Here is a 9881-nt window from a genome sequence, read left to right as displayed (position 1 = left end):
GCTGACGCTTGCGCCGATCTACGATTTTTTGCGGGCGAGAGGGCATTTTCCGGAAGGGGACGCGATCAACATTTGTGGATGGCCGGTGCAGTTTCTTCCAGCGGAGTCGTCGCTGCTCAGAGAAGCGGTGGAGCAGGCAGTGGCGGTGGATTTCGAGGGGGTGCTGGCCCGGGTCATGAAGGCAGAGCATCTGTGCGCCATTGCGCTACAAACGGGCCGATCGAAGGATTTCACCCGCCTGCTGACTTTTCTGGAATCCGGGACTCTCGATGCCGAGGCATTCGACGCGGTGCTGGTGCGGCATGGGCTGGTTGACGCCTGGGCTAGATTCGAAGAGAGATTCCTCGCATGACTGCGCTTACCCGACAAATTCTGGCCGGCAAGCGGGAGCGCCGCAAATCGCTCGCGAGGCTCTCCTACCCTGAGAAGGTGCGCATCGTCGAAAAACTTCGTGAGGCCTCGAAAACGATGGCCAAGGCGGGGCGGGCGCGGGGATTGCGCTGATTCCCGCGCGCAATCGTTTCTGCGGCACAAAACGATTTACGGTCGAAAACGGCGATTTCGAGGGGAGACATGGCCCGTGAGGACATCGGCTACGGGGTGACGGTGATGCCGGTGGCGGTGGAGATTTCCACGTCGGCGGTGCCGTTGCCGGTGATGGTGTTGCCGGTGGCGGCGGAGCCGGTGCAGGCGCCGGTGGCGTAGAGGCCGTAGGTGAGGTTCTGGAGGATGTTGTTGTTGTCGATGATGTTCGCGGTGGACGAGATGATGGCGATGCCGGGGCCGTTGTTGGCGTCGATCTCGTTCGCGTAGAGCCCGCTGCCGCCGATGGTGGTGGCGGAGGTGCCGGCGCCGAGGTAGATGCCGCCGAGCTGGTTCGGAATGGCCGGGTGCGTGCCCTCGGAGATGATGTGGCCGATGCCGATGTCGGAGTTGTAGATGGCGTTGTCGTGCGCGCCCTCGGCGACGACGACGCCGTAGCCCATGTTGCCAGAGAAGTGCGTGCGGCCTTCGACAGAGGGCTGGCGGCCGCCGAGGACGTTGTTGTGCGCGGTGCCGCGGAAGACGACGCCGTGGCCGCCATTGGGCAGGGCGGAGCCGATGTTCGTCTGCGTGCCGCAGGCGGTATCGGTGACCTGCACGCCGCTGGCGTCGCCGCCGATCTCGAGGCCGTTGCCGGTGTTGCCGGAAAGGATGCAGGTCTGGATGGTCTGGTTGCCGCCGGTGGCGGTGATGAGGATGCCGTTCCTGCCATTGGGCGCGGCGCCGCCGAAGGCAAACCCGCCGCCGAAGGTGTTGAACGAGACGAAGCCGCCGGCAGTGCCGGAGACGGAGATGCCGTTGCCGGAGTTGCCGGAGATGACGTTGCCGAGCGGGATGACGCCGCCGACGGTGGTGGTCTGCGACGAGCCGGTGACGGCGAGGCCGTCGCGGCGATTCGGCACGAGGACGTGGTTATTCGCGCCGATGCCGAGGAAGTTCGCCTGGATGGTGATGTCGTTGGAACTCTTCACGAGCACGCCGTTGAGGCCGTTGCCGGAGATGACGTTGTAGAAGACGAAGGGATTCTGCCGCAGGGTGCAGCCGATGAGGGAGTTGCGCGGGGCGCGGTCGAAGCGCACGCCGTTGAGGCGGTTGCCGAGGGCCTGGTTGCCGGTGGCGTCGGTGCCGATGAAGTTGCCGCTGAGGGTGTTTTTCACGGCGCCGCGGCTGACGAGCACGCCTTCGCCGCGGTTGCCGGAGATGACGTTGCCCTGCGGCGGCACTTCGTAGACGGGCTTCACGTTGCCCTCGGAGCCGGTGGGGTTGTTGTCGCCGACTTCCTGGCCGCCGATGAGGTTGCCCTTCGCGCGGCCGGTGATGAGGACGCCGTTCTTGCGGTTGCCGAGGGCGCGTTTGCCGGAGGGATCGGTGCCGATGTAATTCTGCGCGATGATGTTCGCGCCGGAGCCGTAGACACCGACGCCGTTGCCGCCGTTGGCGCTGATGACGTTCGAGAGCGTGAAGCCGATGTTGACGGTGGCCTGGTAGGCGAAGGGCTGGTCGGTCACGACGAGGCCGACGACGTTGTTGCCGTAGACGGAATTGCTGCTGGTGACGCCGCGGCGCTCGCCGTCGAAGTTCAGGTCGACCCACTGGGCCTTGCTGAACGTGCCGTCGGGCAGGCGGCGGACGGAGACCCAGGAGCCCTGCGCGGGGCCGCTGGAGCCGCGCTTCACGGAGTCGGCATTCATCGTGTAGACGCCGTCCTCGGCGCTGCTGATGCCCTCGAAATGCGTGATGTAGGTCTTGCTGCGCTTGCTGTTGCGATAGCGGTAGGTGGCCCAGTTCGAGAACGTGTTCGTGCGCGAATCGTAGTCCACGAGGAAGGCGCGGCCCTGGTCGAGCGGGCGGCCCTGGTTCCTGAGATTGTTCGTGCGCTTCGGGCTGTAGCCGCCGCAGATCGTGTAGCGCGTGCCGCCGTTATACCAGATGCCGTAGGCGGTGTTGCTCTTCGAGCCGGGGTAAACAATGTTTGTGATGAAGGCGCCCTTCTTGACGTCGTAGATGTAGGCGACGCCGGGGCCGATCGGCGACTTGCCGCCCTTGCCGGGGCCGTCCGCATTGCCCACGGCGAGGTCGCCCATGGTGCTGTGGGTGAACTGGTAGGTGGCGCCGGGGTAGTTGATGGCGCGGAACTTGCCGCCGCTGGGCAGATCGCTCAGGCGGCCTTCCCAGACGAAGCCGTGGTTGTAGATGGTGTCGTTGGCCTGCTTGTAGCTGCCGACGAGGCGCAGCCGGCCGTTGCCGAGGTTGTCGGGGCCGTAGACGCTCGTGCTCGTGGCGACGGGGTTGTCGACGAGGTAGCTGGCGCCGCCGCCGGCGAGCGGGCCGACGTAGAGCAGGCCGTCCTCGTCGGAGCTGCCGCAGATGAGGAAGTTCTTCGTGCCCTTGCCGTAGTTGCGCAGGCCCTGCCAGGCGGTGACGGGCTGGACGGTGAAGGCGCTGGCGTTCGAGGTGTCGAAGTAGCGGATGCTCGTGACGGGATCGAAGCCGCCGATGAGGTTGTTGTTCGACGACGAGAAGATCTTCACGCCGTCGCCGGCGTTGCCGCGGGGCGCGCCGGTGAAGTCGAGGCCGATGTAGTTTGCCGCGACGGTGACGTTCGACGCGTGGATTGCGATGCCGGAGTCGCTCGAGTTCACGAGCGAGAGGCCCTTGATCTCGGTGCCATCCGCGCTCTTGGAGACGGCGAGGCCGGTGTGGCCGGAGAAATCGACGGTGATGAGCGGCGAGTCGTGGTAGCTGGGCGCCGAGGTGCCGTCGAGGTCGACCTTGCTCGTGATGGCGGGCAGCGGAGAGGAGAGGTGAATCGTGCCCGCGGTGCGGAAGATGATGCGGCTGCCGGGATTCTGGTTCGCCTGCCGGATCGCCGATCGCAGCGTGCCGGGCTGGGAGGTATCGGCCAGCGTGGTCACGCGATAGGTCGCAGCCTGAGTGAGGGAGGGGAAAATCGCGAAGGACGCGACGACAACAGCCGAAAACAGCGGGCCTTTATTCATGGGATGGTCGAACGACCTGCGTCAGTGGTAACAGGTCGGCTGCCGAAGCGCACGCGACGATTCTTAGAAGAGACGAATTTCCGTGACGGCGATGCGCCCCGAGAAACACGTGTCGACATCGGCGCCGGGCGAGCGGGCGCGGTCGAAATAAACGCCGTCGTAAACGTGGTGGCCGCCGTCCTCGTGGCGGTAGCTGAGCGGCAGGGGATTCGGGTCGAGCGGGCAGAAGACGATTTCCGGTTCGGGATCGCCGGCGGCGATGTGCGGGAAATTCACGTTGTAGAAGCGCCCGGGCTCGATCGGGCGCGGCAGCAATTCCGCGAGGACGCGGGCGGCCCAGCCCGTGGCGCGCACCCAGTCCGCCGGGGCGTCGCGGTGGAGGTATTGCGAGAACGCGATGCCGGGCCAGCCGTGGAGGACGGCCTCGCGCACCGCCGCGACGGTGCCGGAGTAGTAGACGTCGGCGCCGAGGTTGCCGCCGTGGTTGATGCCGCTGAGCACCCATCCGGCATCCGGCGCAACGCGGAGCAGGCCGAGGCGGGCGCAATCCGCCGGCGTGCCGTGAATGGCGAAGCCGCCGGGGCCGCGGTCCTCGAGGCGCACGGCGCCTTCCCACGTGACGGCGTGGCTGACGCCGGATTGCGGGCCGACCGGAGCGACGACGACCGGCTCGCCGAATTCCTGCGCTGCTTCGAGCAGGGCGGCGAGGCCCGCGGCCTGGATGCCATCGTCGTTGCTGAGGAGAAGTTTCATGGACAAAGGCTAGACCCGCCGCGCGACGGAGAAAAGGCGGCACGTTGACGCCGCCCTTCGCGCGGTGGAGCGTGAACCATGAAAACCTATCCGCTGACTCTGTTGCAGATCGGCCTTTTGACCGGCACCCGAGCCACGGCGGCCGCGGGTCTCGCCCTTGCCCTCGCGACGCGGGTGCCCCGGGACAAACGCGCCCCGATCGGTTGGAGCCTCTTTGGGGCCGGCGCCGTTTTTTACCTGACGCTGCTGGCCGAGCTCCTGCTGCGCGATCGCGCGCCGCGCTGAGGCCGCGCCCGAAAACGGGATGGAAAATTTCGGGAAACGCGTGAACATTTCGAGGTCATGATGAGAGACCTACCCACGGGGCTGGAAATTCGATTCGAGCAGGAAATGGCGTCGGCCGTGCCGGGCTGGCAGAGCGAGGTCGCGGCGCAAAACCCGCCGGTCGCTCCCGAGCCACGGCCCGTGCGGGTGCGGAAAAGCATCCGCGAGCGCTTGCAGGAGCTGCGCATGGCCCGCCTTCGCGAATTCCGCAAATAGGCGGGAAGGCGCGGCTTGGCAGTCGCCGGAAGGCGGGATACGCTGCGAAGGCGTTCCCAATTTTCCATGATCCGAGTTCTCGCGCTTACGCAGTTTGCCTTCCTTTCGCTCGGTGTCGTTGTGCTGAAGATCATGCTTCAGGCGAATCCCGGCCTCGACGGCTCTTCTTATTTGCTGCGTCTGGACCGTATCGCGCTCTGGCTGTTCGTCGTGCCGCTCGTGTGGGTGGCTTTCGCGTCGGCCTGTGTAAACCTCGACCGGGGCATCCTCCGCCCGAAGCTTGCGCAGGCGCTGGGCGTCCTCCTCGCGATCGCGTGTTTCCTGTTTCTCGTCGCGTCGACGTTCCTGACGTCCCGGTGAGAGCGAATGAACCTGCTGTTCCCCGTCGTTGAGCGCAGGCTCCTCGGGCCAATGCTCGGCTTCACGTTAACGGGCGGGCTTCTCGGCGGACTTTACGGCGCGATCCACGATCTGGTGACCTTCAAATTCTGCGGATGACGTCTGCCCGGCGCGCGCTGACCCTAAATTTTTTCGAGGAGGGACTGGAGGCGTTTCCAGGCGGCTGCGCGGGCGTCGCGATTCGGCGCGGTGGCGTCGGGCGCCTCGCCGGCCCTCATGAATCCATGGCCGGCGCCGGGGTAGGTGACGGGCTCGAAGGTTTTGCCCGTGGCCCTCATCTCTGCGGTGGTCCCGGGAAGGGTGGCGCCGATGCGGGCGTCGTTCTCGGCGTAGAATCCGTAGACGGGGGCCTGGATGCGGGCGAGGTCGGCGGCGTCGGGGCCGGGTCCGTAAAAGACAAAAGCGCTGGAGAGCTCGGGCTCGTTGGTGGCAAAGCGGAAGGCCTGACCGCCGCCCCAGCAGAAGCCGACGACGGCGAGGCGGCCGTTCGCGGCGGGGAGTTTGCGGACGTAGGCGGCGACGGCTCGAAGGTCGGCGGTGACCTGATCGGGCGAGAGCTGGCCGATCGCGGAGCGGGCGGCATCCACGTCTCCGATGGTCTGGCCCGAGAGGAGGTCCGGCGAAATGGCGATGTAGCCAAGGGCGGCGAGCTGATCGCAGACGCCCCGCACCCAGTCCGTGAGGCCAAAGATTTCGTGAATGACGAGAACGGCGGGGGCCTTGTCCTTCACCTCGGGATAGACGATGAAGGCGCGAACCTCGCGGCTGCCCTGGGGAATCGTCACCCATTCGCCGTGCCGGGGTGAGGCCTCGAGCCGGGCCTTCGCCCAATCCTGAGCGAACAGCGGGGTGGCGAGACAGGTCAGCAGCAGCAGGGATGCGGCGAGGAGGGCTTTCATGCGGAAGGAGTTCGCAGATTCAACCTCAGCCGGCCGGCCGCGGGCGCACGGGAATTTTGAGCGATGGCGTTCTTTTTCGGGCAGACAAACCGCGCCGGTCCCGATGGAGAGGAAAGAAAGACCGGGGACCTAGTCCGACCAGCGGCGCAGGTTCCAGATATTGTCGGCGATGGCGCAGAGGCGCGCGTTATCCACCGCCGGACTGCGGAAGACCTGGATGTTCTGCCCGGTTTCGTGCGCCAGCATCTGCGAAAGCGCGAGGCGCAGGCGCTCGATCTGATCCCGGAGTTCGGTCTCCAGTGGCCGCGGCGTGTGGAGATCGGGAATGGACGGATTTTCGTTTCCAGCCACCTCGAGGTGGCGACCAATCTCGCGGGAAACGTAGAATGGGCTTTCTTCGGGCTGAGAACGCGAGGTGCGGGCGGACAGCGAGGAGGGATTCATCGCAAAGGGACTTTCGGGGGGGTTAGGAGATGTTGATGGCGTGTTAAAAAATCGACATGTCGATGATTTTAAAAATGCGTGGTGTTCGCAAACGGTCAAGCGAATTTCTCGAAATTATTCCATATGGTGGAAAAATTCTGGTTTTGGGTCATCAACCACAAAATCTGGTGTTCGCACGGTAAATGGGGCTGGATCGGGGGGATGAGCGACGTGCGGCATGATGCTGAGAAAGGGCGATTCGAGCGGGAATTTTCGGGGCGAATGGCGGTGCTGGATTATCACATTCGGGAGGGGCGGATGGTCATTACGCACACGTTTGTGCCTCCGGAGATGCGTGGAGGCGGGATCGCCGGCGAGCTGGTGAAGCGGGCGCTCGAGCACGCGCGGGCCGAGGGATTACGGGTGGTGCCGCAATGCAGCTACGTGGACGCCTACCTGCGGCGACATCCGGAATACGCGAGTCTCCGCGCGACCTGAGCGTAAGCCGGGAGCTACGGGCGGCGGCGCAGACGCTGGTTGAGGGCGAAGCCGGCGATGATGATCGGCGGCGCGGCGAGGTAGGCCCAGTAGGCTGAGGCCGGCGGCGCCGGCGGAGCGATTTCCGCGGTGGCCTGCAGGGTGGCATCCGGAGCGGCGGGACCGTCGCCGATGATGACGGAGATCTGGTGCGGTCCGCTGGCGGGAAGGAGGACGTTCGCGGCGTAGAGGAGCTTGTTCTGCGCAACAGCGTGGGTGGCGGTGATCGCGGCGACGGTGGGCTTCATCGAGCAACAGGGCGGGACCCACGCCTCGGATTTCGCGTCGTTCGTGACGGCCTGCACCTGGATCGCCACCTTGCGATCGAGCACGGCTTCTCCGGTTGCGGCGTCCTGGAGCATGACGCTGAGGTCGGCGGGACCGGCGCGGAGGGGCGAAGGCGAACCGAAGAGCGTGACGCGATAAGGCCCGACGACCTGCTGGGAGATGACGGCGCCGCCGTCGGCGAACGCGGCCGCGGGCAACAGGAGCAGAAGCGCGATTCCGAAGGCGAGAGGCTTCATCAGGGCGTGAGGGTGCCGCGCATTTGCATGGGTTGGAAAATAATCCAGATGCCGGCGAGGTAAAGCGCGGCGGCGAGCAGGGCCCAGGGAAGGCCGGCACGGATGGGACGGCGGGAACGGTTCTTCGCAATTCGCCAGGTCGCGTAGAGGCTGAGAAGAAAGCCGGCGTCGAGGAAGAGAAGTTCGAAGGCGAGGAGGCCGGGAGAGCTCCACGAGGCGATGGCCCAGTCGGGCGCGAGACCGAGGAGGCGCTGAAAAACGGGGATGGGCGTGTGCGAGGCGGTGAAGAGGTGGAAGACGAAATGGGCGAGCCACATGCCGAAGCCCAGCGGGGCGAGGGCGATCGCGTAGGCGGCCGTGGTGCGAACGAGCGGGGCGGGAATGCGCTCCTGCGGACGGGCGAGGGCGGCGGCGAGCACGGGCGCGATCCCTGCGAGGCTGAACGTGGCGAGAAGGAGGAGTGTTGTGAAGGCGAGGTGGGAGAGGCCCCAGGCGGGGGCGAGAGCCTGCACCGGGGCGAGCATGCCGGCGGCGTTCGCAAAAGCGCCGAAGGTCAGCACGAGGACGAGGGCGGCGAGGTCGGGACGGGATTCCCAACGGCCGAGAGAGGAACGGGTCCCCGCGCGCCAGAGGTCCTGACCGGGCAGGGTGGGCTGGACGGCGACGTTGTCGTGCGGACAGGCGGAAACGCAATCGAGGCAGAAGGTGCAGTCCATGTTGCCGGACTTGCGGGGCTGGAAGAGCTGGAGCTCGCAGCCGCGCCGGGTGGCGTTGCCCTTGATGCAGTCGAACGTGCGGCAGGAGCGGCAGGCGTCGGGTTCCCTGATGCGCACCTCGGCGGGCGAAGCGAGGGATTGGACGAAATGGAACTGGCCAATCGGGCAGACGTATTTGCAGAAGCTCGCGCCCTTGAAGAGCGTGTCGATGAGCGTGGCGGCGACGAAATAACCGACGATGATTGCGGCGGTGGCCCATGGACGATCCCAGAGCGCGAAGCCTTCATAGGCCCAGAGGTAGAGGACAAGCAGGGCGACGGGCAGCCACTTGTTCCGCAGAAAACGGGGCCAGGGAAGCTGGGCGTGGCCGAAAAGACGGCGGGCACCGTCGCGGACGAACACGAACGGGCAGCTCATGCAAAAGAGGTTTCCGGCGAAGACGAGCGCAAGGACGGTGAGGCCGCGCCAATGGGTCCACGGGAGCACGCCGGCGGCGTTCATGGCGCTGACTTGCGGCCCGGTGAAGCCGTCCCAGACGACGAGGGCGGCCAGGCCGAGCAGGGTGAATTGGAGGACGCGGCGGAGGTGCGGCAGAAAGCGTGGTGAATGCCAGGGCAGACGCTGCCAAAGTCGGGAAACGAAGCCGGGGGGCGACGCCGGAGCTCGCGGCGGAAGCGGCTGGGGGTCGCGTTTCCGCGAGAGAAAGCGCACGGCGATGAAGCCGCAGGGAACGAGGAAGGCGACGGAGCCCGGCACCCACATGATGGCGCCGGCACCGGCCTGGTCCGCCTGGGCGCTGAGGTCGCCGACGCGCGGGGCGGCGGCGTAGGTGGGATAAATGACGCCGTCGTAGAAGGAGAAGAATGCGGAGAGGGCGGTATTCTGGAAGTCCGCGAGGAGGAGATAGGGAACGGCGACCCAGAGCGGGCGTTTCGCATGGCTCGGCCAGGGGAGAATGACGTTCCACCAAAAGAGCACGGCGGTGCCGAGGAAGAAGATGTGCTCGACGCGGTGCCAGGTGGTGGAGCGGAGGGCGAGTTCGTAGAGGGCGGGAACGTGCCAGATGATGTTCGAGAGGCAGAACAGCGGCAGGGTGACCAGGGGATGGGTGATGAAGGCGCCGAAGGTCTTCAGCGGCGGCCAGATCAGGAAAGGCCCGAGGACATGGGTGGTGATGCGCCGCGGCAGGCCGAGAAGAATCGGCAGATAGGGGAAGCCGAGGAGGAGGAGGGGCGGCGCGACCATGGTGAGCATGAGGTGCTGCACCATGTGGACGCTCAGCAGGAAGTTCGCAAAGGCGTCGAGTGGAGACGTGAGGGCGAGGAAGATGGTCGCGAGTCCGCCCCAGAAACACGCCAGCCGCCAGCCGGAAAATCGGTGCGGGGCGCTGCGCTGAAGGCGGCGCCAGCCCCGAAAATAAAGGATGGCGGAGAGAAGAAGCCCGGCGATGACACCGGGCTCGAATTTCCAGGACGCAAAAGCGGCGGCCGCGACGGAGGCGGAGTTCACCGCGGAAGTTACGCGAGGAGAGGGCCGAGGGCCACTCCC

Annotated in this window: 13 protein-coding genes; 7 read left to right on the top strand and 6 right to left on the bottom strand. The window is 66.1% G+C overall.

All coding sequences use genetic code 11. From position 1 onward, the window contains the following. The coding region (locus tag VIM61_11990) for a hypothetical protein (protein HEY8901123.1) at positions 1-352 on the top strand (352 nt) is incomplete at its 5' end. After that, complete coding sequence (locus tag VIM61_11985; protein ID HEY8901122.1) at positions 349-504, top strand: hypothetical protein; 156 nt, start codon at positions 349-351, stop codon at positions 502-504. The genes VIM61_11990 and VIM61_11985, both read left to right, overlap by 4 nt. Positions 505-593: 89 nt before the next feature. Here the strand turns inward: VIM61_11985 and VIM61_11980 are convergent, their stop codons facing one another. Together VIM61_11980 and surE are read right to left on the bottom strand one after the other, a co-directional pair. After that, positions 594-3542, bottom strand: a complete 2949-nt coding sequence (locus VIM61_11980; GenBank protein HEY8901121.1) for a right-handed parallel beta-helix repeat-containing protein — start codon at positions 3540-3542, stop codon at positions 594-596. A gap of 63 nt (positions 3543-3605) precedes the next feature. After that, positions 3606-4295, bottom strand: coding sequence for a 5'/3'-nucleotidase SurE (gene surE, locus VIM61_11975; protein ID HEY8901120.1), 690 nt, complete (start codon positions 4293-4295; stop codon positions 3606-3608). 78 nt (positions 4296-4373) lie between these two features. Here surE and VIM61_11970 point away from each other — a divergent pair, with 78 nt between their 5' ends. The 4 genes from VIM61_11970 (at position 4374) to VIM61_11955 (ending at position 5333) form a co-directional block, all read left to right on the top strand. Then, a complete protein-coding gene (locus VIM61_11970) occupies positions 4374-4580 on the top strand; it encodes a hypothetical protein (protein ID HEY8901119.1) in 207 nt (68 codons plus the stop codon). Positions 4581-4640: 60 nt separating this feature from the next. Then, positions 4641-4835, top strand: coding sequence for a hypothetical protein (locus tag VIM61_11965; protein ID HEY8901118.1), 195 nt, complete (start codon positions 4641-4643; stop codon positions 4833-4835). A gap of 66 nt (positions 4836-4901) precedes the next feature. Beyond that, entirely contained in the window at positions 4902-5195 is a 294-nt protein-coding gene (locus VIM61_11960) for a hypothetical protein (protein ID HEY8901117.1), read from the top strand. A 6-nt stretch (positions 5196-5201) separates the two neighbouring features. Continuing rightward, positions 5202-5333, top strand: coding sequence for a hypothetical protein (locus tag VIM61_11955; GenBank protein ID HEY8901116.1), 132 nt, complete (start codon positions 5202-5204; stop codon positions 5331-5333). A 23-nt stretch (positions 5334-5356) separates the two neighbouring features. Here the strand turns inward: VIM61_11955 and VIM61_11950 are convergent, their stop codons facing one another. Continuing rightward, complete coding sequence (locus tag VIM61_11950) at positions 5357-6133, bottom strand: dienelactone hydrolase family protein (protein ID HEY8901115.1); 777 nt, start codon at positions 6131-6133, stop codon at positions 5357-5359. 129 nt (positions 6134-6262) lie between these two features. Beyond that, entirely contained in the window at positions 6263-6577 is a 315-nt protein-coding gene (locus VIM61_11945; protein HEY8901114.1) for a hypothetical protein, read from the bottom strand. Positions 6578-6700: 123 nt separating this feature from the next. Here VIM61_11945 and VIM61_11940 point away from each other — a divergent pair, with 123 nt between their 5' ends. After that, the gene (locus VIM61_11940; protein ID HEY8901113.1) at positions 6701-7054 is read left to right on the top strand and encodes a GNAT family N-acetyltransferase; all 354 of its coding nucleotides are present in this window, start codon (positions 6701-6703) and stop codon (positions 7052-7054) included. Between the two features lie 14 nt (positions 7055-7068). Here the strand turns inward: VIM61_11940 and VIM61_11935 are convergent, their stop codons facing one another. Continuing rightward, positions 7069-7617 carry a hypothetical protein gene (locus VIM61_11935; protein ID HEY8901112.1) on the bottom strand — a complete coding sequence of 183 codons (549 nt, stop codon included), beginning with the start codon at positions 7615-7617 and terminating at the stop codon, positions 7069-7071. Then, the gene (locus tag VIM61_11930; GenBank protein ID HEY8901111.1) at positions 7617-9842 is read right to left on the bottom strand and encodes a cytochrome c oxidase assembly protein; all 2226 of its coding nucleotides are present in this window, start codon (positions 9840-9842) and stop codon (positions 7617-7619) included. The genes VIM61_11935 and VIM61_11930 overlap by 1 nt, the downstream gene beginning before the upstream one ends. Between the last annotated feature and the right edge of the window lie 39 nt (positions 9843-9881).

The sequence above is a fragment of the Chthoniobacterales bacterium genome, from assembly GCA_036569045.1.
GTDB lineage: Bacteria > Verrucomicrobiota > Verrucomicrobiia > Chthoniobacterales > JAATET01 > JAATET01.
Note: the sequence above shows the minus strand (reverse complement) of the source record. Positions and strands in the feature narration are given on the sequence as shown.

Excerpts from the sequence above, each read along its gene's own strand:
- VIM61_11985 (HEY8901122.1), top strand. The coding sequence starts at position 349 with ATGACTGCGCTTACCCGACAAATTCTGGCCGGCAAGCGGGAGCGCCGC.
- VIM61_11980 (HEY8901121.1), bottom strand. The coding sequence starts at position 3,542 with ATGAATAAAGGCCCGCTGTTTTCGGCTGTTGTCGTCGCGTCCTTCGCG.
- surE (HEY8901120.1), bottom strand. The coding sequence starts at position 4,295 with ATGAAACTTCTCCTCAGCAACGACGATGGCATCCAGGCCGCGGGCCTC.
- VIM61_11970 (HEY8901119.1), top strand. The coding sequence starts at position 4,374 with ATGAAAACCTATCCGCTGACTCTGTTGCAGATCGGCCTTTTGACCGGC.
- VIM61_11965 (HEY8901118.1), top strand. The coding sequence starts at position 4,641 with ATGAGAGACCTACCCACGGGGCTGGAAATTCGATTCGAGCAGGAAATG.
- VIM61_11960 (HEY8901117.1), top strand. The coding sequence starts at position 4,902 with ATGATCCGAGTTCTCGCGCTTACGCAGTTTGCCTTCCTTTCGCTCGGT.
- VIM61_11955 (HEY8901116.1), top strand. The coding sequence starts at position 5,202 with ATGAACCTGCTGTTCCCCGTCGTTGAGCGCAGGCTCCTCGGGCCAATG.
- VIM61_11950 (HEY8901115.1), bottom strand. The coding sequence starts at position 6,133 with ATGAAAGCCCTCCTCGCCGCATCCCTGCTGCTGCTGACCTGTCTCGCC.
- VIM61_11945 (HEY8901114.1), bottom strand. The coding sequence starts at position 6,577 with ATGAATCCCTCCTCGCTGTCCGCCCGCACCTCGCGTTCTCAGCCCGAA.
- VIM61_11940 (HEY8901113.1), top strand. The coding sequence starts at position 6,701 with ATGGTGGAAAAATTCTGGTTTTGGGTCATCAACCACAAAATCTGGTGT.
- VIM61_11935 (HEY8901112.1), bottom strand. The coding sequence starts at position 7,617 with ATGAAGCCTCTCGCCTTCGGAATCGCGCTTCTGCTCCTGTTGCCCGCG.